The following is a 22,567-nucleotide window of genomic DNA, read 5'->3' as shown; positions in this document are numbered from 1 at the left end:
TGCGTGGGAATGAATCAATGGACGCTCTGCGTCCGCTTTGGGACGCGGAGCGTCCCGGGCTGCATTCCCACGCGGAGCGTGGGAACGATCAGTCAGCCGACAATTCCGCGAACAATGAAGTACAGCAACGAAGGCCCAAGCAAGCACCCAAGCCCGGTGTGGAACGTCGCCGTCAGCGCGCCATACGGCACCAACCGCCGATCCGTCGCCGCCAACCCGGCGGTCACACCGCTGACAGTCCCGGCCAACCCGCCAAACACCATCGCCGAGCGCGGGTTATCCAGTCCCATCCAGCGCGCCGCCATTGGCGTACCGACCATCACCAGAATCGCCTTGATCAGCCCGGTGGCAATCGACAACGCCATCACATCGGACGTGGCACCGATCGCTGCCCCGGTCACTGGCCCGACGATGTAGGTCACCGCGCCTGCGCCAATGGTGGTCATGCTGATCGCATCGCGATAACCGAACACCCAGGCCATGCTCGCCCCGACAATGAACGGCAGAATCGTGCCCAGCAGCAGTGCGATGACGCCAATCATCCCGGCCTTTTTCGCTTCGGTGGCCTGCACCTCGAACGCGGTGGCGACAATGGCGAAGTCACGCAACATCGCGCCGCCCATCAAACCAATGCCGGAAAACAGCGTCAGGTCCGCCAGGCCTTTTTGCCCACCGGTCATGGTGCCGCCGACCCAGGCCAGCACCAGGCCTATGACGATGGCAATCGCCGAGCCGTGAATTCGTCCGAAGGTCAGGCGTTTGGACAACACCACCGACACCCACATGATCACGCCAACGAACGCGAACGCCGTGATCAGACCGTTATGTTCCAGACCTTTCTCGATGAGTTCCCACATATCAGCGACCTCCTGCCGGTGCGCCAACCGGCGTTATGTCCGCAGGTTCATCGGGCAAGGGTTCGCCTTTGTGGGTCCGGCTGATCAGGGCAATGGTGCAGCCGCAGAGCACCACCGAACCGATCGCCGCCAACACCGCCACCGGGCCGCCGTGCAGAGCGGTAACGACGTTCTGTTGCGCGGCCATCGCCACCACCACCGGAATGTACATGGCGCCCCAGAAGCCGACGCCCATCTCGCAATCCTTGGTCATGCCGCCGCGTTTGTGCATCCACAACCGCGCGCAAATCAGCAGGATCATTGCGATCCCGACCCCGCCGACATTGGACTTCACGCCCAGCAACGCGCCAAGCATGTCACCCATGATCACCCCTGCCAGCGTACAGATCGCCAACAGCGCCACACCGTAAATAATCATTGCTGTAGTCCTCAAAGTGCATCGTCGGAATTGTTGTTTTTGTAGTTCGCAGCCTGAGTCGGTGATCTAGGGTTGTCGGCTTCCCTCCTCACGCAACAGCGCCTGCAAGGTATCGAGCCGCGCACCGTCGAAGGCAATCACGGTGCCTTGCTCGAACACCCGGCGCGCCAGCCCGGTCAACACCGCACCGGGCGGCAGTTCGATCTGTAGGCGTACGCCACGCTCGTAAGCGCTTTGCACCGTGCCGCGCCAATCCACCACGCGGCACATGTTGAAGGCCAGGTCGTCGCGCAAGGCGTCGGGCTGGGTGACAGGCCGGGCGCGGCTGCCGCTCAGATAACCCAGCGTCGGCGTTTTCAATTGCACCTTGGCGAAGGCTTCGGCCAGGGTTTTCGCCGGTGTTTCCAACAGCGGGCAATGGGACGGCACGCTGACCGCCAGACGCTTGGCCAGCCCGGCGCCACACCCTTTCGCCAACTCGGCAACGGCTTTCATCGCACCATCGCTGCCAGCGATGACCATCTGGTTATCGGCGTTGATATTGGCCAGATAGACTGGTGTGTCGACGCTGTGAACCTGCGCCAGCAACCCTTCCACCGTCGCCAGTTCCAGACCGATGATCGCCGTCATCCCGTAGCCCTGAGGATAAGCCTGCTGCATCAGTTCACCGCGCAGGCTGACCAGATGCAGCGCATCGCTGAAGCTCAAGGCCCCCGCGATCACCGCTGCCGGATAAGCACCGATGGACAATCCGGCCACGTAATCCGGCGCCATTGCTAACTGACGTGAAGCGGCAACTCCGGCAATCAGCAGGCATAGCTGAACCGCCCTCGTCGACTGCAACGCCTCGGCGGAGTCAAAAAGCAAAGCGTCTTCACCGAGGACTTCACTTGCTTCGTTAACCGTTTCCCGAGGCAAACGATGGAGCATGCCCGGTTGCTGCGCGCCCTGGCCGGGGAACACCAACAAGCTGCTCACGCTGCTTGCTCCTGTGGGTTCCACGGATCGCTGACCAGACACGCTTGATTGGCGTTTTTGAGTAAAACCCGATGTGAAGGACCGGCCCATTCGCGCAGAGCAACAGCGCCGTAGGGCGTCTGCAACTGCATGTCCACCTGGCACTCAGCGGTGCCGAGAAGCGTCACCAATTCTTGCGCTTGAAGTCGGCTCAGCGGTTGCGGAGTACGCAGGATCAAATCGAGATCGCTACGCTCATGCAACGCCGCAAAACCGCTGGCCAATTCAAACCCGGCGCTGCCGCTGACACCCCACACCCAATCGCAGGTGTCGAGCATTGGTCGCAATTGCGCCAGCGCTCGCAGGGCCGGCAGATCCCGAGTCGTCTCGACATGACACAGCTCTTCCGGCCTTACCCGACGTGAAATCGCCGTGATCGCCATCGACGTTGCATAACGCTGCTCGCGCAAGCGTCCGCGCACCCCGACCGCAATCTGATCCGGCGCAGTCATCGCACGCCGAACCACCACCGGCTGACCCGCGCTGATCGACTCGACCACCCACGCAGGCGCATCCGCAGGCAACTGCTCCGGGGTCATCCCCCACAGCAGGTCGTGGGCCAGAAACGTATTCACCACTGCGCTCTCAGCAATTGGCGAACCTTGCTCGACGCGGCGCGATTGTTCGCACCCAAGCGGCCGCTCAAATCGCGACGACCGGCCTCGACATCTTCAATCGCCTGAACCAGACACTCGTTCACCCGCGCCAGATCCGCCGTCGTCGGCTGCTCGATCTGCTCTACCGACAAGGTTTCCCAAAGCAAACCCAGGCTAGCAAAGCTGTCGATGTCATACGCCATCGGCGGCACGCTGGCGGCCAACGCCTCCAGTTCTTCGACGCTGCGCAAGGTCACCCGCGCCGCCGACGCCTTGCCCATCGCATGCACCATCACGCCCGGATCGCGCAACGCGATCAGCCGGTTGGCCTGATAACCATGAGCGAGAAACGCCCCGGACATTGCTTTACCCACCAGCAAACCGATCACTGCGTGGCCGGCCAACCGGGCACGGGCATAACTGTCCGCCGCACCGGCCAGGGCCTGATGAATGCCGAGGGCTTCTTCGCGCCGGCCGTAAGCCTGGCTCGGCACATCGACAATGGCGATCAAGGCGCGTTTTTGAGGTTTGTCGTTATCCGCGGCAATGACGTCATCCACCGCTTTGGCCAGGCCCCAGCCTTCCAGCAAACCGACCTCGCCATTGCGGGCACGGACGAAACGGTTGTCAGGATCGGCCACCACCGCGATAAACCGCACGGGCTGCCCACCCAACAAGCCGTCAGCGACTTTCAACGACGCCGGCAAACCTTCGACCGGTTTCGCGCCGGCACTCAAGGCGTTGAACCAGTTCAAGCCTCTCAGGGAATACGAACTCATGAGCGCTCTCCTTGATACAGATCGCGAACCGTCGCCGGCTCGATTTGCGGTTCGGCGTCCAGGCTGGCCAGCCGTTGCAGAAACCATTCGGCCTGGCGGCTACGTTGCTGCGCCGGCAAACCCTGCTGGAGCAACTCGCTAACCTGCTGCTGCTGAATCTGCGCCACGTCGTCAGCGACATAGCGATCCACCAACCCACTGGCGAAACGTTGCTCGCCACCGGTCAGGCTCCAGATAAACGGACGATCGCGGGAGTCGTATTCTTCAAGCCCGGCTTCCTGCTCGATCACCTGCGGGCCATTGAGACCAAGGCGCGCTTCCTGGGTCACCAGCAAATAACTGCACAACCCGGCGGCAATCGACATCCCACCAAAACAGCCGACGCTGCCGGCGACCACGCCGACTACCGGTTGGTACTGGCGCAAATCGACAATCGCCGCATGAATATCGGCAATCGCCGCCAGCCCGAGATTGGCCTCCTGCAAACGCACGCCACCGGTTTCCAGCAGCAACACGGCGCGCGTGGGAATGCCTTTGCGGTTGTCCTCGGCGGCCAATTCCAGCGCACCGGCGATCTTCGCCCCGCCGACCTCACCCAGGCTGCCGCCCTGAAACGCGCCTTCGATGGCCGCGATCACCACCGGCAAACCACCGATGTTGCCTTTGGCGATCACTACACCGTCATCGGCTTGCGGCACCACGCCCTGGCGCGAGAGCCATGGCGACATGACCCGCTGAAACGGGTCGAGCAGTTCACGAAAAGTACCCGCGTCGAGCAAGGCTTTCGCTCGTTGCCGAGCGCCGAGTTCGACGAAGCTGTGTTTGTTGAGAAGCGCTGCGCTATCAGTCATGACCGATCTCCTCAAAGCCCTGTTCCAGACGCAAGCGCACTACGCCGGGGGTAGCGCCGAAATCGTGGATATCGATCGTCATCGCCGGCGGCGTCTGGCCATCGAACATCCGCGCGAACAGATGCTGCCAGCGTTGTTCGCTGCCATTGACCGAGGTCTGCACCTGGATCGTCAATTTGCCCGCCAGCCCCGGCTCGATCAGCACTTCCAGATCGCCCGACCCCACGCAGCCCACCAGCGCCCTGCCCCGTGGCGGCTGCCCGGCGGGGAATTCAAAGGATAAGGTTTCCATCAAAACGCTCCCTGGAAGATGCCGTCGCCCGAGTCGATACGGTCGATGAACAGGCAGGCTGCGAGCAAGTCCGCAGCGCCGCCGGGCGAGGCATTCAACGCGATTAATTGTTGGTCCAGCTCATGCAAACGGCGGCGACCGGCGAGGCTGGCACTGCCGCCGGCGTCGAGCACCGCTTGAGCGCCAAGTTGCATGGTGTGCAGGCCAAGCTCGCCTGCGCGGTAGAGCACGCAGGTGTCAGACAGTGTCGTCATGATCGCCAGCAAGGCGTCGAGCCGGGCGTTCTGTTCGCCGTGGCCGGCGGCGCGACTAAGCTTGAGTTGCGGCAGTGCGCGTTGAATCACTGCAGGGAAACCAAGCTGCGCCTCTTCACGAGCACCGCGTGCGCCGTAGCGTTGGGCGACCTGGACACCGTGGCTTAAAGGACGTGGCGAGTAACGGTCGTCGAGCAAGGCCAAGCGCGCAGCGCGCAAAGCGATTGAGCTTGCGGCACAGGATTGAGGTTCCAGCGCGACGGCAGTGACCAAAAGACCCAACGCCCAGATCGCCCCACGATGGGTGTTCACGCCGTTGGTGGTGACGAGCATTTCTTGCTCGCCTTCACGACCAATCCGCCCAACGGTTTCGCGCAGTGATAAACCGACTTCGCCAAACTCGATGGCCGCGTCCGCCATTGCCTTGAACGCCGGCCACAGGGACAACGCCGAAGCGTGCATCAGCCCGAGGTGCAAATCGGTGTGCGCACCATTGCCGCGACGGTCCACCAGCGCCGGTTTCGGCGACAGATCCGCTTCGTCGATCAGCGCGTCCACCGCGAGATCCGCCAGCCGCTCAGCCAGGGTTAAAGGTTTCGGTTGCAGGTTGAATGCGTGCATTACCAGCTCCTGAACTTTGCGGGCGGGTTGTAGAGGCCACCGGACCACTCCACCAGATCGGCCACGCTTTTCGCTGCGAGCAACTCACGGGTGGCGTCGGTACGGCGGATGCCGAGGTCTTCGGGCAAGGCGATAAGGCCTTCGCGGCGCATGCGCGCGGTGTCTTTGGGGTTATGGCGCAGGCCGATGGCGGTCACCCCGGCCACGGCCGCGATCATCGCCTGACGTTCTTCGAGGGAACGGGCCTTGTACAAATAGGCGATGCCTTCCTCAGTGAGCAGGTGGGTGACGTCGTCGCCATAGATCATGATCGGCGCCAACGGCATGCCGCTTTTCTTCGCCACCTCCACCGCGTCGAGGGTTTCGACGAAGGTCGGTTTGCCGCCCTCCTGGAAGGTCTCGACCATCTGCACCACGAGTTTCTTGCCGCGCTCCAGCAACGCTTCGGGCGCATCGTCGTGACGCATATCGAGCCAGGCCGGCGTGCCATGGCGGCGACCGCGCGGGTCGTGGCCCATGTTCGGCGCGCCACCGAAACCGGCCAGACGACCGCGAGTCACGGTGGAGGAATGACCGTCGCCATCCACTTGCAACGTCGCGCCGATGAACAGGTCCACTGCGTATTGCCCGGCCAGTTGGCAAAACATCCGGTTGGAACGCAGGGAACCATCGCGCCCGGTGAAGAACACATCAGGCCGGGCGGCGATGTAGTTTTCCATGCCCAGTTCAGTGCCGAAGCAATGCACGCTTTCGACCCAACCACTTTCGATGGCCGGGATCAGGGTCGGGTGCGGATTAAGCGTCCAGTTGCGGCAGATCTTACCCTTGAGGCCGAGGGACTCGCCGTAAGTCGGCAGGATCAATTCGATGGCGGCGGTGTTGAAACCGATGCCGTGGTTGAGCGACTGAACGTTGTGTTTTTCGTAGATCCCGCGGATCGCCATCATCGCCATCAACACGTGCACAGGCTTGATGTGCCGAGGGTCGCGGGTGAACAGCGGCTCGATGTAGAACGGCTTGTCGGCCACTACCACGAAGTCGACCCAGGACGCGGGGATATCCACGCGAGGCAGGTCGCTGACATCGTCCACCAATTGATTGACCTGGACGATGACGATGCCGTCACTGAAGGCCGCTGGTTCGATCAACGCGGGCGTGTCTTCGGTGCTTGGGCCGGTGTAAATGTTGCCGGCACGGTCGGCCATGAAACCGGCCGAGAGTACGACGTTGGGGATCAAGTCCACCACCAGCCGCGCATAGAGCTCGATGTAGGTGTGGATCGCGCCGATTTCCAGCAGGCCATCTTCGAGCAACTGGCTGATGCGCAGGCTTTGGGTGCCGGCGAACGAGAAGTCGAGCTTGCGCGCGATGCCGCGCTCGAACAGGTCCAGGTGCTCGGAACGCCCGACGCTGGGCATGATCATGTGCAAGTCATGCAGCTTGCCCGGATCGGCCTTGGCCAGGGAGCGAGACAGGAAATCCGCCTGCTTCTGGTTATTGCCCTCCAGCACCACACGGTCGCCGGGCAGAATCAACGCCTCCAGCGCCGCAACGATCTTGTCGGTGGGCAGCACCACACCGTCGGCAAGCCCCTTCACCAGCTCGAGACGCCGCTGCTTTTCGCTGCGCCGCCGCGTCCATCGCGAGTCGGGGGATATTGTTGTTGTCATGACCACTCCACGGGTTCGCTGTCGTGGGGTCACCTTAGGAGTGTTGGGTGGGGGGCATCAATCAAGCAGCGTGTTGGATTGTTACGGTCAGGGTAATGGTTGGTTATGGAGTCTCATGATCGTTCCCACGCTCCGCGTGGGAATGCAGCCCGGGACGCTCTGCGTCCCAAAAAGCCGAACGCGGAGCGTCCGTTGAGGCATTCCCACGCAGAGCGTGGGAACGATCAGCGAATCCTGAGCCACCCACAAGACCTGTGGGAGCGGGCTTGCCCGCGAAGGGGCCAGAACAATCCCCGTAGCTCATGGCAGAGAGTAAACAACCGAGAAGTCCCAAAATAGGACCGAACGGTCCCTTTTTGGGAATCTTCAACCTGACGCATAAACCTTTGTGGCGAGGTCCGACAGCCTGGGGTTTTGTGTTTAAAAGTTTGTCTGTAGGAACGGTGTGAGGCTACGCAGTCTGGCGTCGCTGCCTACAGCAATGCCGGAACCCGCTGACTGGTGCGGTTTTGCGTTGATCTTTATCGTTTGGGGGTCGCTGCAAACTCAGCGACCGGGATTGGAACCCCGTGGTGTTAACGAGGCAAAAGCGCCTTTCATAACGTATGCTTGCGCACCTTTAATGTGTGCACTCCGTTATGGCGGCTGTGCGCGGGAGACCTTAGTGTCTGTCGGGTTTTGTCCGTTTGCCCGGGTTCCAGCCCGCGTACAGCTGCCACCCCTTCGATTGGAACCCGATGGAGCAGCTGAAACTCATTAAATGGAGCTTCACTATGTTCAAAGCTACTCCCAATCCCCCGGAAACCGACGTCGATTCCCAAGCCTCCCTCGATGCAGAAAAAATGAAGGAAGCCGCCGACCGCGCCTTCTCCCATTACTTCCCCCCACTCCACGAAAAACCGGCCAAACGCCGCAAATCCCAGCTCTTCACCGTCTCCCCCGATATCGACACCGAAGCCCTTCTGGCCAATGCCTCCGAAGACCTGCTGTCCATCAGCGCCATTGCGGCCGATCTGGCGGACGATGTGGAAGGCTCACGCCGCTCCGTAGCCTTGGCGCTCAGCCGTTTGGCCGATGGCGTGCAGTTGTTGGTGGAGCGCGTGCTGGATCATCATGAGTCGTTGCAGATGAAGGCTCGGGCCGGGGTTTAGCGCACAAACGATCGTTCCCACGCTCTGCGTGGGAATGCAGCCCGGGACGCTCTGCGTCCCTTTCGCGAGATGGAACGCGGAGCGTCCCTTGAGGCATTCCCACGCGGAGCGTGGGAACGATCAGTGGGCTAACCCTGCTGTAACAAGCAGGTCTTCCAGCGCGAGCAAGTCAGGCACCTTCGCCACTTGCTCACCCACCTGCACCGCCGCCTTCTCCAGCGAACACAACGGTACATCCACATAGCTCAACTGACTGTCGAGCTTGTAAGAACGCGGAATCCCCTGCACCAGCAGCGCAATGAACTTCAGCTCAGGCCGCCCGCCAAGGGCATTGAGAATGACGATCCGCGCCCGTTCCCCGATCGCGACTTTATTGCCACACGCCGACTCGAAACTGAGCAATGGAATTTGCCGTTCCCGCCACGCCACCCGCCCCAGATACCACGGTGGTGTATCGAGATCGAAAGCCCCCGGCTGATAGTCGATCAGTTCAGCGACAGCGACGTTGGGCAGGATCAGGTTGCGGTCGGCCAACGGTAGCAACAGGCCGGTGAGGTTGCTGGAGCGGTGTTCATGCATGGGTTTTGCTCCACCGGGCGATGCTGTCGAGCAGCACCGATTCCTGGTATGGCTTGCCGAGGTAGTCGTTGACGCCGATGGCCATGGCGCGGTCGCGATGTTTCTGGCCGGTGCGGGAGGTGATCATGATGATTGGCAGATGCTGCAAGCGTTCGTCAGCGCGCACCTGAGTCGCCACTTCGAAGCCGTCCATGCGCGGCATTTCGATGTCCAGCAGCATCAGGTCGGGCCTGTGTTCTTCCAGCAATAGCATGGCGTCGACACCGTCCTTGGCGGTCAGCACGTTCATGCCGTGGCGCTCCAGCAAACGGCTGGTGACCTTGCGCACGGTGACCGAATCATCGACCACCAGCACCAGCAACGGTCGTTGCGACTCGGGCTCTACGTCCTGGGTCACCGGCCGTTGCGGCACCCGCGCTTGCATCGCGCGGATCGGCGCCAGCAGGTCGAGAATCAGCACCACCCGGCCATCACCCAGAATCGTCGCGCCGGACAAACCCTGCACCGCGGCGAATTGCGGGCCAAGGCTTTTGACCACGATTTCCCGGGTGCCGGCCATGGCATCCACTTGCACCGCGACATGCCGCTCGTTGCACTGCACCAGCAACACCGGCAACGGCAGGCTCTGGCCCAGTAGTTTCGGACGGGTGCTGGTTTTCAGCAGTTCGCCGAGATAGCACAACTCATAACGCTGCCCGGCGTATTCGTAGGTTGGCGGATCGAGCCGGTAATGCCCTTCCAGTTCGTTGGGCAACACGCGAACGATGCCGTCGATGGTGTTCAGCGGGATCGCGTATTGATCCTCCCCGCATTGCACCATCAGCGCGCGGTTGACCGACACGGTGAATGGCAGGCGAATCCGGAAATGCACGCCCTGACCCGCCACAGAGTCGATGATCATGCTGCCGCCGAGCTGCCGGACTTCTTCGTGAACCACGTCCATGCCGACGCCACGCCCGGAGATCTGGGTGATTTTCTCGGCGGTGGAGAACCCCGGTTGCAGAATGAATTGCAGCACGTCGTGATCGCTGATGTCGCTGTCCGGGTCGAGCAGCCCGCGTTTGATTGCCTTGCGTCGCACGGCGTCCAGCGGCACGCCGGCACCGTCGTCGCGGATGTCGAAAATGATGTCGCCGCCCTCTCGCGACAGGTCGAGGGTGATCTTGCCTTGGGCCGGTTTACCCGCCGCGATCCGCACCTCGGCCGATTCCAGCCCATGGTCGACGGCGTTGCGCAGCATGTGTTCCAGCGGCGCGGCCATGCGTTCGAGGACGTTGCGGTCCATCTCGCCTTCGGCGTTGCCAACGACGAAGTCCACGTCCTTGCCCAGTTCGCTGGCGACCTGACGAACGATACGCTTCAAACGCGGCAGCATTCGCTCGAACGGCACCATGCGCGTGCGCATCAGGCCTTCTTGCAATTCGGTGTTGATGCGGCCTTGCTGTTGCAGCAGGTTTTCCGCGTCGTGATTACGCCGCTCGAGGGTTTCCTTGAGGTCGAGCAGGTCGGAGGCAGACTCGAACAGTGCCCGAGACAACTGTTGCAGCTGCGAGTGACGGTCCATCTCCAGCGGGTCGAACTCTTCGTAGCCCAAGCGCTCGGCGTCGACTTGCTGACGGCTGAGAATCCGCCCCTGGGTTTCGGTATCGAGACGGCGCAACTGGTCGCGCATACGTTCGATGGTGGTTTCCATCTCGCTCAGGGCCACCCGTGCGTCGTTGACCTGTTGTTCGATGCGGCCACGGAAGATTGAAGTTTCCCCGGCCAGGTTGACCAGGTCGTCGAGCAACTCCGCCGAAACCTTGACCGTGTCGGTGCCTTCGGATTGAGGTGCGGTTGGCTCGGTTTTAGGCGCTACAGGCAGCGTCACGGGTGCCGAAGTTTCGGGCACCGCCGGATGGCTGAAATTCTTGATCGCATCGATCAGCCGATCGGCCGGCGGCAATGGCTGACCGGCGCGGGTGGCGTCGAGCATCTGCGCCAGTCGGTCATGGCTGCGTTGCAACAACGAAAATAACTCGGTGGTGGGTTGCAGCACGCCCGCCGACAAGCCTTCGTAGAGGAATTCCAGTTCATGGGCCAGGTCGCCAATCGGCGCAATTTCCACCATCCGCGCGCCCCCCTTGAGGGTATGCAGATCGCGCAGCAGGGTTTCCACTTCCTGGCGATTCGACGGCTCGGCCTGCCAGCGCAGCAGTGCCGCGCCGGAGTTTTCGATGATGTCGAAACCTTCCTCGAGGAAGATCTCCAGAAGCTCGGAATCATGGCTCGCCGAATCATTGCTGGCCGCCGGTTCAATCACGTCCGCACTGCCGGCATTGCCCAAGCGAAACTCACGAATAGCCTGGATCAATTCGCACGGGTCGCCCAACGGACGGTTGTGCCGCAACTGATCAAGGAACATGGCCAGTCGGTCATGGCTCTCTTGCAGCAACTGCGCCAGCGCCTCGCTGTGGCTGTAGCGGCGATCCACCAGGCCTTCGTAAAGGCTTTCAAGCTCATGGGCCAGATCGCCGACCGGCTCGACCTCGGCCATCCGCGCGCCGCCCTTGAGGGTGTGCAAATCGCGCTGCAAGGACGACAGCGGCGCGGCGTTATCCGGGTCACTCAGCCAGCGCTGCAAGGCCTGGCCGGCGCTTTCGAGGATATCCACCGCTTCTTCAAGGAAGATCGAAACGATTTCGTCGTCCAGCTCAACCTGAGTCGCGCTCTGCTCCAGCTCGGCGGTGGCGCTGCCCAGTTCGCGGATGCTCAGGGTGCGACTGCCGTCGCTGCGGATCAGGCCCATGGACGAGGGGTCGAGACTCTCATCGAGCAAGCCACGCAAGGCCCGAACGCGCTCCGGTTGCGCAGTGACTTCCTGGCCGGCAGCCAGTTCGTCGAGCATGTTGATCAGCGCTTCATGGGCACTTTGCGCCTCATGGAAAAACCTGTCGCTGACCGCCAGACTGCTTTCTTCCACGGCGCCATACAGGTCGAGCAACGCTTCGCAGAGCTCATCCACCGGATGCAGATCGGCCAGGTGCGCGCCTTCGCCGAGGGTGGTCAGTTCGTCCAGCAGCGCGCTGAGTTCCTGCCGCTCGCCGGGATGCTGCTGCCAGCGCTGCAACAGGCTTTCGGCGTCCAGCAGGATGTCCATGCCCTGGGCGAGGAAGTTGTTGATCAGTTGCGGATCGCGCTTGATCCGCAGCCCCGTGTTGGGTGCGCTCGACAGGCTTTGCAGTCGCTCGGCCAGCACTGCGTGGGTCCGCTCGATCAATGAGCGGGCATCGGGAATGTCGGCCAACGGGTCGCTCTTGAGCTGTCGCAGCCCAAGGCGGAACAGCCCTTCGGCTTCCAGCAGCAATTCGACTTCGTCCAGGTCGAGGGCAATCCGGTGCGCCTTGTATTCCCGGGCCAGTTGATCCAGCGACGCCGCCAGCTCGGCAATCGGCAGCACGCCGGCCATCGAGGCGCTGCCCTTGAGCGTATGCAACGCCCGCTGCAACTCGTCGCTGGCCTGCAGCGGTACGTGCTCGGAGGCTTGGTCGAGGAAGCGGTTGAGGCTGCTCAAATGGGTTTCGGCTTCGTTGCGGAAGATCTCCAGCAACAGCGGATCGAGCGCCGCGACGTCCTGCACGTCCTCATCGGGCACCGGCTTATCACCCTTGGCGAGGGCATGGGCGCGGGCGGCCAATTGATCGACATCGTTGCGTTGGCGCTGGGCATTAGCGGCAAACTCGGCCACCAGTTCCGGCAACAGCTTCAGTGCATCGCCCACCAGTTGTTGCACCGCCGGCCCTGGGGCGACGCTGTGTTCAAGCACGCGGTTGAGCAGGTTTTCCACCGCCCAGGCCAACTCACCCAGCACCAGCGCACGGACCATCCGGCCACTGCCTTTGAGGGTGTGGAAGGCGCGGCGTAATTCACTCAAGACCGATGTGCTGTCGGGACTGGCCGACCAGCGCGGCAGATACTCCTCGAGAATTTCCAGCACCTCGTCAGTCTCTTCGAGGAAGACGTCTCGCAGCTCATCGTCCACCGGTACTTCACCGGCGGGTGGCGGCAACAGGCTACCCGGCGTGGTCAGGGCTGGCGGGTTGACGGACGACACCGGGCTGGCCAACACATCGGCCAGAGACTGAACAGTTTCGGGGTCGTCCAGTTCCTGCATGTCCTGCATGACCAGGGCTTCACTGGGGCTGAGTACATCCTTGAGCATCGGCACCTGCTGTTCGATGGGGAAGAAGCCGAGAGAGGCCAGGCCTTTTTCGGCGACGTCGAGCAGGTGTTCCCCCGGTGCTTGGGGGTCGTCGCTGAGGCGCTCCAGGTAATACTCGATGCTGGTGATGACGTCGGCCAGGCTGTCCAGTTGCTGCCAGCCGGGCTGGCCGGGGTCCACCAGCAGATGCTCGCGGATGAAGCCGTTGCAGGTCTCGACCAGGCTCGCCGCGCGGGTCAACGGAATCATCGCCAACGCACCGCGCACCTGGGTCAGCAACGCTGGCAAGGGTTGCAAATGCTGGCGGTCCCAGTCGGCGTCGATGTAGTCGACGATCATGTCCTTGGCCTGTTGCAGGCAAATGCGCGCTTCCTTGATCACGATCTGATGGATCTGCGTCAGGTCGGTGGTCGGCAGACGGCTGTCTTCCTGGCTTTCCGGCTCCACGGTACCGACCATGCCGGCCAGGGTCGCTTCGACGTAGAGCAAGGCCCCGGCGACGTCCATGAGGGTCGCGTCGTTGGGCTCACGCTGGCCCTGAGCGAGGCTTAGCACCACCGCCAGTTGATCGATGATGACCTTGCGCGGCTGGCCGAAACCGAGCACCGCCAGGGTGTCGGCGATTTGCCGCAGGGGCGCCAGCAGGCTCTCGAGGTCCGAGGTGTGCTGACGGTCGCTGCGCACGAACAAGTCAAGGCGCTCCTTGACCCGCACCAGCTCTTCGCACAGCGCCGACAATACCGAGCGCATGGCGTCGCGGTCAGGGCCGGCCAGCCGTGCCCGTTCTTCATCGACCATTGCGCCGTCGGGTAGCGCATCGTCAAGTGAGTAGCGATCTTTCATGGTCAGCATCTGCCCGGTGGGGTGTTCGGCCTTGGCAATATAGAACAACAAACTCTTGAGCAGCTCTGGCGGTGCCGGTTGATTGATCCCGGGCATGCCTTGTTCGAGCAAACGCTTGAGCTCTTTGTCGGCGTCCTTGAACAGGCTGCGCAACGCCGGGCTGTTGGCAATCGAGCCATTGCGCATGCCCTCGACCAGCGCCGAAGCGACTTGCCATAACGGGCTCAGGGGCGCATTGCCGCACAGCGCTTCGAGGCGCGCAAACACCCTGGCCAGATAACCGAAGTGGGTTTCGTCATCCTGCTCGCGCAACAAACCGACCAAGGCCATCTGCAACATCTGCCGCAATTTGCGCAGCACATTTGGCAAGTCGGACGGTTCCAGCAGCGCCAGGGCGTCTTGGCTCAGGGGCGGCAGCTCCGGTAGTTGCGGGCTGAACAGACTGGTTTCCGATAACAGGCTTTCGCCACGGGCGCTGCGCAGGTCGTTGATCAGCGGCAACACGACTAAAGGTAAATCGCGACGGGCGCCTTGCACCCGGTCGAGGTAAGTCGGCAATTGCCCCAGGGCGTGCAGCAACAGATGGATCGCCTCGTCACGATGGTTGACGCGGTTCTGCTGCAAGGCGCTGATCAGTTGCTCGATTTCTTCGGCGAGCAGGGCCGCGCCGTAAAACTCGACCATCTGCAAACTACCGTGAACCTGATGGACACAGGCCAGACACTCGCTCAGCGCGTGCGTCGCCTGCGGGTCGTCGATCAGGGTTTCGATTGCCTGATGAGCCTGCTTCAGCGTTTCGGCAATCTCGCCTTTGACCCACTCAAGGGCCACATAGTCGTGCCGATCACCCATAACCACTCCAATCAAGATGCATCCGCCCAGAGGCGGTTCAAGCGTTGTCCGCAGACTTGGCCGGCAAGGTGAAACCGGACACCGAACGTCGCAGCTGACTGGCCATTTTCGCCAGGTTGCCAATGCTCTCGGCGGTGGCGGTGGAGCCGGACGAGGTCTGCGTGGTGATCTGCTGGATCACGTTCATCGTCAGGGAAATCTGGCCGGCCGACGAAGTCTGTTGCTGCGCGGCGTTGGAAATACTCTGGATCAGTGCCGCGAGGGTCTTCGATACACCTTCGATTTCTTCCAGGGCCACTCCGGCATCCTGCGCCAGACGCGCGCCGCGCACCACTTCGGTGGTGGTCTGCTCCATGGAAATCACCGCTTCGTTGGTGTCGGTCTGAATCGCCCGCACCAGTGTTTCGATCTGCCGGGTCGCCGCGGACGAACGCTCGGCCAGGCGCTGCACTTCGTCGGCCACCACCGCAAAACCGCGCCCGGCATCACCGGCCATGGAGGCCTGAATCGCCGCGTTGAGGGCGAGGATGTTGGTCTGATCGGCAATGTCATCGATCAGGCTGACAATGTCGCCGATTTCCTGAGAAGACTCACCCAGCCGCTTGATGCGCTTGGCGGTGTCCTGAATCTGCTCGCGAATATTGTCCATGCCGTGGATGGTGTTGTGCACCACTTCGTTGCCCTTGTTGGCGATCTCCACCGAACGTTCGGCCACCGCAGAGGATTCGGCGGCGTTGGCCGAGACCTGATCGATAGACTGGGCCATGTCGTTGATCGCCGTCGAGGCTTCGGAAATCTGCTGGGCCTGATGCTCCGAGGCCTGGGCCAGGTGCATGGCGGTGGCCTGGGTTTCCTGCACGGCGGCAGCGACTTGGCCGGCAGTGAGGTTGATGGTCGCTACCAGATCGCGCAGTTGGTCGACGGAATAGTTGATCGAGTCGGCGATGGTCCCGGTGAAGTCTTCAGTCACCGAGGCGGTCACGGTCAGATCGCCGTCGGCGAGGTCTTCGATTTCGTCCAGCAAACGCATGATCGCGTTCTGGTTACGCTCGTTTTTCTCGGCGGTTTCACGCAGCTGACGGTTGGTTTCGCGCACCATCACCAGGCCGATGAGGATGATCGACATCAAGGCGAGCAAGCCCAGCACATAGCCGCCGATGGTATCGGTGTTGCGCCCGCCAGCGAGGTTTTCGAAACGGCTGGCCAGGTGCGAGGCTTCATCGAGCAGGGTTTGCGACAGGGTAAAGATGTTGGTGGCCGATTCGCGGACCTTGAACAGCTCCGGCGAGGTTTCGAGGATTTCGTCCACCGAACCCGAGACGAATTCGAACAGTTCGGAAATCTCGGTCAGCCGGGCGCGTGCATCACGGTCTTCGACCTGACTGATTTTCAGTGCCGAATTGCCTTGAAGCATGCCGTTGAGCACCAGGCCGAAACGCGCCGCGTCGCGACCGAAAGCATCGGCCGCCTGCTGCGAGTTTTCATCGCCGGACAGCACGGTGTTCACCGCTCCAAGAATCCGCTCGGCCAACAGCGACTGACGCTGGGCCATCGCCACCTGAGTGGCCGGGGCGCCACGTTGCAGGAGGGTTTCGACGACCTTTTCATACTCGACCTGCAACTGCGGCACGGTTTCGGCCAGCGTCGCGGCGACTTGATGCAACGACAACACGGTCTGTTCGCTGGAGAGAATGGCGTCAGTGTTTTTCAGCAAGCGCTCCCAATCCAGCTGTACGGCGCGCATTTCCGGGCGCACGGTGGACGGTGCCGGCGGCAGGCCGGTGGAAGGATCGCCTTTCTTCAGATAGCCCCAACGCTGGGCGAAGTCGTTGCGCGCATCGCTGAGCAACTTGAACGCCGCGGCCTTGCCAGCGGCGGCTTCAGTGGCGTTCTTGGCGATGCGTTGGGACAGCACGCGCAGCTCACCGGCGTGGCCGATGTACTGTTTGTCGTAATTCGCCTGGGTGTTGAGGTACGCGAAGTTGGCGAACAGCAGCATGATGAAGACGATCAGCGCGATGAACAGCACGATGATCTGCGACCGACTGCGCGACCCTTCTGGCTTGTCTGTTTTAGCTTTTATCATCGGTCCTCGCCTGTTAACCAACACCCTTGTGAGACCTGACAGGAACCCTGTGGGAGCGGGCTTGCCCGCGATGAGGGCGTGTCAGTCGACATTTATTGAACCTGACGCACCGCTATCGCGGGCAAGCCCGCTCCCACAGGTTATGCGGCGACGTTCATGAATCCTTGCGACTGCGCCAACGCAAACGGGCTGAACACCTGCCAATTCTGTTCCCGCTGAAACCGGCCTTTGACGAACGCCGACATCGGCCCTTGCAAGTCATCGGCCGGCACCGGCTCCAGACTGTCCTGGGCAAAGTGCTGCAAACCGAAGACCTCATCGACCATCAACCCTACAAACACATCGTTGTGTTCCACCACCAATATTCGCCGTTGCTTGCGCAAGGCAGGCAGTTCATGGCCGGGCTCATAACCATGAAAAAAGCCATGCAAATCCATGATCGGCAGCAGACGCCCGCGCAGGTTAGCCACGCCCTTGACCCAGGGTTTGACCCCCGGCAATTGTGTAACGCGCGGTTCGTGCAGGACTTCGCTGACTTCGCCCATGGGCGCGACGTACCAATGCTCGCCCAAACGAAAGCCGATGCCGCTCCAGCTGTCCTGGCGGATCGCCTGGGACGGCAGGTCCGCCGCCAGCAGACGACAGCGCTGGTCAATCTGCAGCAGCAGTTCGAAAGCCGTCAGCGACTCGGTCATGGCCGGACGATCAACCGGCCAGCACGTTGTTCAGGGTCTTGATCAGGGTGTCTTCGTCGACCGGTTTGGTCAGGTAGTCCTTGGCGCCCTGGCGCGTGCCCCAGACTTTGTCGGTTTCTTGATCCTTGGTGGTGATGATGATCACTGGAATATGCCCGGTTTCCGGGTCTTTGGTCAGCTGACGGGTCGCCTGGAAACCGTTGAGGCCGGGCATGACGATGTCCATCAGCACCGCGTCGGGTTTTTCCTGACGGGCCAGGGCCACGCCGTCGGCGCCGTTTTCGGCTTTCAACACCTCATGCCCGTGCTTTTCGAGCATGCCGGTCAGTTTGTACATTTCAGTCGGCGAATCATCGACGATCAGAATACGTGCCATGGTCTTCCCCATTCTTGTCGACACCGGGCCCCATGGCCGAGCATCACTGTGCGTGTCCTACTGCGGCGAAACGGCGGCAAAGCCCGGTACATGGGCCTGAATCGCGTTCAGCAGTTCTTCCTTGCTGAAAGGCTTGGTCAAAAACTGGTCGGAACCGACGATCCGCCCCTTGGCCTTGTCGAACAACCCGTCCTTGGACGACAGCATAATCACTGGCGTGGACTTGAACGCACTGTTGTTCTTGATTAAAGCGCAGGTCTGATAACCATCCAGACGCGGCATCATGATGTCGACAAAGATGATGCCGGGGTGATTGTCGGCAATCTTGGCCAGGGCATCGAAACCATCGATTGCGGTGATGACTTCACAGCCCACATTTTTCAATAGCGTTTCGGCGGTGCGACGAATCGTTTTCGAATCATCGATCACCATGACCTTCAAGGCGCTGGAATGCTGTTCCATAGGGGCTCTACCGTCGCCTTTGTGAATCAATATGTCCGTTTGCCACTCGTCGGTGGCCCGAAACCCTTGATACTCAAGGGCCAACACGGCATGGCAGCCTTTTTAGCACAGTCTCCCCATCCAATCTATCGGGCGACCCTGGCGGTGGTTTTTCCTTGACCGGGAACACACTCAGCGCCACTCTGACGCCACTTTTTCACAACACTTTCCACCCCAATTTCGAGGAAAACCCCATGAGCGTTCGCGTCGGGATTGTCATGGATCCTATCGCCAGCATCTCCTATAAAAAGGATAGCTCGCTGGCCATGCTGCTGGCCGCGCAAAAGCGTGGCTGGGAACTGTTCTATATGGAACAGCGCGATTTGTATCAGGCTGAAGGCGAGGCTCGCGGGCGGATGCGTCCGCTGAAGGTGTTCGCCAACCCGGAAAAATGGTTTGAGCTGGGCGCCGAAAGCGATGCGCTGCTGAGCGACCTGGACGTGATCCTGATGCGCAAGGATCCGCCGTTCGACATGGAATTCGTCTACTCCACGTATTTGCTGGAACAAGCGGAAAATGCCGGCGTACTGGTGGTCAACAAGCCGCAAAGCCTGCGCGACTGCAACGAAAAGCTGTTCGCCACGCTGTTCCCGCAGTGCACGCCGCCGACCATCGTCAGCCGTCGCCCGGATGTGTTGCGTGAATTCGCCGACCATCACGGTGACGTGATCCTCAAGCCGCTGGACGGCATGGGCGGCTCGTCGATCTTCCGGCACACCGCTGGCCACCCGAACCTGTCGGTGATCCTCGAAACCCTGACCTTGCATGGCCGTCAGCAGATCATGATCCAGGGTTACCTGCCGGCGATCGTTGATGGCGACAAGCGCATCCTGATGATCGACGGCGAGCCGGTGGATTACTGCCTGGCCCGGATTCCCGCGCTCGGTGAAACCCGTGGCAACCTCGCCGCCGGTGGCCGTGGCGAAGCCCGACCGCTAACCGAGAAAGATCGCTGGATCGCTGCGCAAGTCGGCCCGACCCTGCGTGAGAAGGGCTTGCTGTTCGTCGGTCTCGACGTAATCGGTGAGCATCTGACCGAAATCAACGTCACCAGCCCGACCTGCATTCGCGAGATCGATAACGCGTTCGGCACCGACATTGGTGGCCTTCTGATGGATGCCATCGATCAGAAGCTCAAGACGCGTTGATCGAGAACAGCCAAGAAACAACCAACATTGCGTTATCATCCCCGGCTTGTAAAAAACGCGATGTTGGTTTTCTTGTTATGACACTCCCGTCCGATCTGCCCCCAGAACTCGCCCACCGTGGCGTGCGTCCGGCTGATCGCCTCGGTTTTACCCTGTTTCTGGCGGCGCTGATTCACCTGGCCTTGCTGTTGGGCGTCGGGTTCTCCATGGTCGAACCCCAGCAAATCAGTAAAACCCTGGAAATTACCCTCGCCACTTTCAAAAGCGAAAAGAAGCCTGAGAAAGCTGATTTTCTCGCCCAGGAAAATCAGGAAGGCAGCGGCACCCTGGAGAAAAAGGCGATTCCCAAGACCACCGAGGTCGCGCCATTCCAGGACAACAAGGTGCAGCAAGTCACCCCACCGCCGGCGGCCAAGCCTCAAGTGCAGGAAGCCGCGCCCAAGACGTCTGTAACCACCGTCGCGCCGAAGCCGAAAAAAGCCGCAACCAAGACCGAAGAACCCAAGCCCCAAACCAAACCCCAAGTGGCGGCACCGACGTTCGACAGCGCGCAGCTGTCCAGCGACATCGCCAGCCTGGAAGCGGAACTGGCCAACGAACAACAGCTGTACGCCAAGCGCCCGCGCATCCACCGCTTGAGCGCCGCGTCGACCATGCGCGACAAGGGTGCCTGGTACAAAGATGAATGGCGCAAGAAGGTCGAGCGCATCGGCAACCTCAACTACCCCGACGAAGCCCGGCGCAAACAGATTTACGGCAATTTGCGACTGATGGTCTCGATCAACCGCGACGGTTCGCTGTATGAAGTGCTGGTGCTGGAGTCGTCCGGCCAGCCGTTGCTGGACCAGGCGGCGCAGCGCATCGTAAGGCTCGCGGCACCGTTTGCACCGTTTACCGGGGATCTGTCGGATATCGACCGTCTGGAAATCATCCGCACCTGGAAGTTTGCGCGCGGGGATCGGCTCTCCAGCAACTGACACCCCACGGATCCCTGTGGGAGCGGGCTTGCCCGCGATAGCGGTCTGTCTGACGCTACTATTTTGGATGTGCCGCCGTCATCGCGGGCAAGCCCGCTCCCACAGGGAACAGGTTGTTTGCTGGGATTCGGGGCATTTCCTGTGCATCCCCGGCTTGTCAGTTCGCCCCTCCAACGCCACACTAGCGCTCATGAAGAACGTCAGCCCCAGCTACCTCAAGCATCACTTCCTGATCGCCATGCCTCACATGGCCGACCCGAACTTTGCGCACACCTTGACCTACATCGTCGAGCATACGGCCAATGGTGCCATGGGGCTGGTGGTCAACCGCCCGCAGGACCTGAACCTGGCCGATATCCTCGAGCAATTACGCCCCGATATCGAACCGCCAGTGCTCTGCCAGCATGTGCCGATCTTTATCGGCGGGCCGGTGCAAACCGATCGCGGTTTTGTCCTGCACCCGTCGGGAAAAACCTATCAGGCCACCGTTGATCTGGACGGCGAGTTGTCGCTGTCGACCTCCCAGGATGTGCTGTTCGCCATCGCCGACGGCGTCGGCCCTGCTAAAAGCGTGATCACCCTCGGCTACGCCGGTTGGGAAGCCGGGCAACTGGAAGCCGAACTGGCCGATAACGCCTGGCTGACCTGCCCGTTCCACGCCGACATCCTGTTCAACACCAGCAGCGAATTGCGCCTCGAAGCAGCGGCCAAGCATTTGGGTATCAACCTCAGCCTGCTCACCAGCCAGGCGGGGCACGCCTGATGGCCCTGCGGTTGATTTTGGGTTTCGACTACGGCACCAAACAGATCGGCGTTGCGGTCGGCCAGGTGATTACCGGCCAGGCCCGCGAGTTGTGCACCTTGAAGGCGCAAAACGGCATTCCCGACTGGAATCAGGTCGAAGCCCTGATTAAAGAGTGGAAACCCGACGCTGTGGTGGTCGGCCTGCCGCTGAACATGGATGGCACACCCAGCGATATGTGCCTGCGGGCCGAAAAGTTCGCCCGACGCCTGAACGGCCGCTACAACCTGCCCTTCTATACTCACGACGAGCGCCTGACCACCTTCGAGGCCAAGGGCGAACGCCTGGTCCGTGGCGGCCAGAAAGGCAGTTACCGCGACAACCCGGTCGATGCCATCGCCGCCGCCCTGCTGCTGCAAGGCTGGCTCGACGAAAACACCGCACTGTTCGAATCCTGACCGCACTAATTCTGAAGAGCCGCTGCGGCGTCTCCCTAAGCTACAACCCGAGCCACCACTCAAGCAGCATCCGGCTCGGGACCAAGAAGGAGCAAACCATGAGCCTGCCCAATCCCGCCGAACTGATCAGCCAGATGGCGACCCGTCTCAAGGCTTATCTGGAAAACCGTGGCATCAGCGAACCGCGTTACATCGGCATTCGGACCGGTGGCGTCTGGGTCGCGCAGGCGTTGCTCGATGAACTGGGCAGCGATTCGCCCCTGGGCACCCTGGACGTTTCGTTCTACCGCGACGACTTCAGCCAGAACGGCCTGCACCCGCAAGTACGCCCATCGGCACTGCCGTTCGAGATCGAAGGCCAGCATCTGGTGCTGATCGATGACGTGCTGATGAGTGGTCGGACCATCCGCGCCGCGATGAACGAACTGTTCGACTACGGTCGCCCGGCCAGCGTGACGCTGGTGTGCCTGCTGGACCTGGACGCCGGTGAGCTGCCGATCCGCCCGAATGTGGTTGGCGCGACGCTGTCGCTGGCAGCCCATGAGCGCGTGAAGTTGTCTGGCCCGGAACTCAAGCTCGAACTGCAAGACCTCGCCCTTTAAC

21 protein-coding genes are annotated in these 22,567 nt (G+C 61.5%); 6 read left to right on the top strand and 15 right to left on the bottom strand.

The genetic code is table 11. The features are described 5' to 3' along the window. Positions 1–92 precede the first annotated feature (92 nt). From madM to mdcA, 9 genes are all read right to left on the bottom strand, one after another. Positions 93–857 carry a malonate transporter subunit MadM gene (gene madM / locus PSH65_RS02155; RefSeq protein WP_305424728.1) on the bottom strand — a complete coding sequence of 255 codons (765 nt, stop codon included), beginning with the start codon at positions 855–857 and terminating at the stop codon, positions 93–95. A 1-nt stretch (position 858) separates the two neighbouring features. Then, a complete protein-coding gene (gene madL / locus PSH65_RS02150; protein ID WP_305424727.1) occupies positions 859–1,275 on the bottom strand; it encodes a malonate transporter subunit MadL in 417 nt (138 codons plus the stop codon). 66 nt (positions 1,276–1,341) lie between these two features. Then, a complete protein-coding gene (gene mdcH, locus PSH65_RS02145; RefSeq protein WP_305424726.1) occupies positions 1,342–2,253 on the bottom strand; it encodes a malonate decarboxylase subunit epsilon in 912 nt (303 codons plus the stop codon). Next, positions 2,250–2,870 (bottom strand): malonate decarboxylase holo-ACP synthase, encoded by a 621-nt coding sequence (locus PSH65_RS02140; protein ID WP_305424725.1) that lies wholly within the window; start codon positions 2,868–2,870, stop codon positions 2,250–2,252. The genes mdcH and PSH65_RS02140 overlap by 4 nt, the downstream gene beginning before the upstream one ends. Beyond that, positions 2,864–3,667, bottom strand: a complete 804-nt coding sequence (gene mdcE / locus PSH65_RS02135; RefSeq protein ID WP_305424724.1) for a biotin-independent malonate decarboxylase subunit gamma — start codon at positions 3,665–3,667, stop codon at positions 2,864–2,866. The genes PSH65_RS02140 and mdcE overlap by 7 nt, the downstream gene beginning before the upstream one ends. Continuing rightward, positions 3,664–4,518, bottom strand: coding sequence for a biotin-independent malonate decarboxylase subunit beta (locus PSH65_RS02130; protein WP_305424723.1), 855 nt, complete (start codon positions 4,516–4,518; stop codon positions 3,664–3,666). Before PSH65_RS02130 ends, mdcE begins: the two co-directional genes overlap by 4 nt. After that, positions 4,511–4,810, bottom strand: a complete 300-nt coding sequence (locus PSH65_RS02125) for a malonate decarboxylase subunit delta (RefSeq protein WP_305424722.1) — start codon at positions 4,808–4,810, stop codon at positions 4,511–4,513. Before PSH65_RS02125 ends, PSH65_RS02130 begins: the two co-directional genes overlap by 8 nt. Then, entirely contained in the window at positions 4,810–5,685 is an 876-nt protein-coding gene (locus tag PSH65_RS02120; RefSeq protein WP_305424721.1) for a triphosphoribosyl-dephospho-CoA synthase, read from the bottom strand. The genes PSH65_RS02125 and PSH65_RS02120 overlap by 1 nt, the downstream gene beginning before the upstream one ends. Beyond that, complete coding sequence (gene mdcA / locus PSH65_RS02115; protein ID WP_305424720.1) at positions 5,685–7,355, bottom strand: malonate decarboxylase subunit alpha; 1,671 nt, start codon at positions 7,353–7,355, stop codon at positions 5,685–5,687. Before mdcA ends, PSH65_RS02120 begins: the two co-directional genes overlap by 1 nt. A 773-nt stretch (positions 7,356–8,128) precedes the next feature. Between mdcA and PSH65_RS02110 the strand changes: the two genes are divergently transcribed. Then, positions 8,129–8,506 carry a DUF6124 family protein gene (locus tag PSH65_RS02110; RefSeq protein ID WP_305424719.1) on the top strand — a complete coding sequence of 126 codons (378 nt, stop codon included), beginning with the start codon at positions 8,129–8,131 and terminating at the stop codon, positions 8,504–8,506. 120 nt (positions 8,507–8,626) lie between these two features. Here the strand turns inward: PSH65_RS02110 and PSH65_RS02105 are convergent, their stop codons facing one another. The 6 genes from PSH65_RS02105 to pilG all read right to left on the bottom strand — a co-directional run bounded on the left by PSH65_RS02105 (position 8,627) and on the right by pilG (position 18,600). After that, a complete protein-coding gene (locus tag PSH65_RS02105) occupies positions 8,627–9,085 on the bottom strand; it encodes a chemotaxis protein CheW (RefSeq protein WP_305424718.1) in 459 nt (152 codons plus the stop codon). Beyond that, entirely contained in the window at positions 9,078–14,981 is a 5,904-nt protein-coding gene (locus tag PSH65_RS02100) for an Hpt domain-containing protein (protein ID WP_305424717.1), read from the bottom strand. The genes PSH65_RS02105 and PSH65_RS02100 overlap by 8 nt, the downstream gene beginning before the upstream one ends. 37 nt (positions 14,982–15,018) lie before the next feature. Continuing rightward, on the bottom strand, positions 15,019–17,067 hold the full coding sequence (locus PSH65_RS02095; protein ID WP_305424716.1) for a methyl-accepting chemotaxis protein: 2,049 nt from the start codon (positions 17,065–17,067) through the stop codon (positions 15,019–15,021). Positions 17,068–17,207: 140 nt separating this feature from the next. Next, positions 17,208–17,762: a chemotaxis protein CheW gene (locus PSH65_RS02090; RefSeq protein ID WP_305424715.1), complete on the bottom strand. Its 555-nt coding sequence runs from the start codon at positions 17,760–17,762 to the stop codon at positions 17,208–17,210. A gap of 10 nt (positions 17,763–17,772) precedes the next feature. Continuing rightward, positions 17,773–18,138 (bottom strand): twitching motility response regulator PilH, encoded by a 366-nt coding sequence (pilH, locus tag PSH65_RS02085; RefSeq protein ID WP_007897961.1) that lies wholly within the window; start codon positions 18,136–18,138, stop codon positions 17,773–17,775. 57 nt (positions 18,139–18,195) lie between these two features. Then, entirely contained in the window at positions 18,196–18,600 is a 405-nt protein-coding gene (gene pilG / locus PSH65_RS02080) for a twitching motility response regulator PilG (RefSeq protein ID WP_038980984.1), read from the bottom strand. 233 nt (positions 18,601–18,833) lie between these two features. Between pilG and gshB the strand changes: the two genes are divergently transcribed. The 5 genes from gshB to pyrR all read left to right on the top strand — a co-directional run bounded on the left by gshB (position 18,834) and on the right by pyrR (position 22,566). After that, complete coding sequence (gshB, locus tag PSH65_RS02075) at positions 18,834–19,787, top strand: glutathione synthase (protein WP_038980983.1); 954 nt, start codon at positions 18,834–18,836, stop codon at positions 19,785–19,787. 77 nt (positions 19,788–19,864) lie between these two features. Beyond that, a complete protein-coding gene (locus PSH65_RS02070) occupies positions 19,865–20,764 on the top strand; it encodes an energy transducer TonB (protein ID WP_305424713.1) in 900 nt (299 codons plus the stop codon). 190 nt (positions 20,765–20,954) lie between these two features. Next, entirely contained in the window at positions 20,955–21,527 is a 573-nt protein-coding gene (locus tag PSH65_RS02065) for a YqgE/AlgH family protein (protein ID WP_019650230.1), read from the top strand. Next, entirely contained in the window at positions 21,527–21,964 is a 438-nt protein-coding gene (gene ruvX / locus PSH65_RS02060) for a Holliday junction resolvase RuvX (RefSeq protein ID WP_007897947.1), read from the top strand. The genes PSH65_RS02065 and ruvX overlap by 1 nt, the downstream gene beginning before the upstream one ends. Positions 21,965–22,062: 98 nt before the next feature. Further along, the gene (pyrR, locus tag PSH65_RS02055) at positions 22,063–22,566 is read left to right on the top strand and encodes a bifunctional pyr operon transcriptional regulator/uracil phosphoribosyltransferase PyrR (RefSeq protein WP_305424712.1); all 504 of its coding nucleotides are present in this window, start codon (positions 22,063–22,065) and stop codon (positions 22,564–22,566) included. The last annotated feature ends 1 nt before the right edge of the window (position 22,567 follow it).

Origin of the sequence: Pseudomonas sp. FP603, assembly GCF_030687415.1 — a bacterium.
GTDB lineage: Bacteria > Pseudomonadota > Gammaproteobacteria > Pseudomonadales > Pseudomonadaceae > Aquipseudomonas > Aquipseudomonas wuhanensis.
This window is presented reverse-complemented; position numbering and strand designations above follow the sequence as displayed.

What these genes read in the sequence shown, in the direction of transcription:
- madM (WP_305424728.1), bottom strand. Translation starts at nt 857, where the DNA reads ATGTGGGAACTCATCGAGAAAGGTCTGGAACATAACGGTCTGATCACG.
- madL (WP_305424727.1), bottom strand. Translation starts at nt 1,275, where the DNA reads ATGATTATTTACGGTGTGGCGCTGTTGGCGATCTGTACGCTGGCAGGG.
- mdcE (WP_305424724.1), bottom strand. Translation starts at nt 3,667, where the DNA reads ATGAGTTCGTATTCCCTGAGAGGCTTGAACTGGTTCAACGCCTTGAGT.
- PSH65_RS02130 (WP_305424723.1), bottom strand. Translation starts at nt 4,518, where the DNA reads ATGACTGATAGCGCAGCGCTTCTCAACAAACACAGCTTCGTCGAACTC.
- PSH65_RS02125 (WP_305424722.1), bottom strand. Translation starts at nt 4,810, where the DNA reads ATGGAAACCTTATCCTTTGAATTCCCCGCCGGGCAGCCGCCACGGGGC.
- PSH65_RS02120 (WP_305424721.1), bottom strand. Translation starts at nt 5,685, where the DNA reads ATGCACGCATTCAACCTGCAACCGAAACCTTTAACCCTGGCTGAGCGG.
- mdcA (WP_305424720.1), bottom strand. Translation starts at nt 7,355, where the DNA reads ATGACAACAACAATATCCCCCGACTCGCGATGGACGCGGCGGCGCAGC.
- PSH65_RS02110 (WP_305424719.1), top strand. Translation starts at nt 8,129, where the DNA reads ATGTTCAAAGCTACTCCCAATCCCCCGGAAACCGACGTCGATTCCCAA.
- PSH65_RS02105 (WP_305424718.1), bottom strand. Translation starts at nt 9,085, where the DNA reads ATGCATGAACACCGCTCCAGCAACCTCACCGGCCTGTTGCTACCGTTG.
- PSH65_RS02100 (WP_305424717.1), bottom strand. Translation starts at nt 14,981, where the DNA reads ATGGGTGATCGGCACGACTATGTGGCCCTTGAGTGGGTCAAAGGCGAG.
- PSH65_RS02095 (WP_305424716.1), bottom strand. Translation starts at nt 17,067, where the DNA reads ATGATAAAAGCTAAAACAGACAAGCCAGAAGGGTCGCGCAGTCGGTCG.
- PSH65_RS02090 (WP_305424715.1), bottom strand. Translation starts at nt 17,762, where the DNA reads ATGACCGAGTCGCTGACGGCTTTCGAACTGCTGCTGCAGATTGACCAG.
- pilH (WP_007897961.1), bottom strand. Translation starts at nt 18,138, where the DNA reads ATGGCACGTATTCTGATCGTCGATGATTCGCCGACTGAAATGTACAAA.
- pilG (WP_038980984.1), bottom strand. Translation starts at nt 18,600, where the DNA reads ATGGAACAGCATTCCAGCGCCTTGAAGGTCATGGTGATCGATGATTCG.
- gshB (WP_038980983.1), top strand. Translation starts at nt 18,834, where the DNA reads ATGAGCGTTCGCGTCGGGATTGTCATGGATCCTATCGCCAGCATCTCC.
- PSH65_RS02070 (WP_305424713.1), top strand. Translation starts at nt 19,865, where the DNA reads ATGACACTCCCGTCCGATCTGCCCCCAGAACTCGCCCACCGTGGCGTG.
- PSH65_RS02065 (WP_019650230.1), top strand. Translation starts at nt 20,955, where the DNA reads ATGAAGAACGTCAGCCCCAGCTACCTCAAGCATCACTTCCTGATCGCC.
- ruvX (WP_007897947.1), top strand. Translation starts at nt 21,527, where the DNA reads ATGGCCCTGCGGTTGATTTTGGGTTTCGACTACGGCACCAAACAGATC.
- pyrR (WP_305424712.1), top strand. Translation starts at nt 22,063, where the DNA reads ATGAGCCTGCCCAATCCCGCCGAACTGATCAGCCAGATGGCGACCCGT.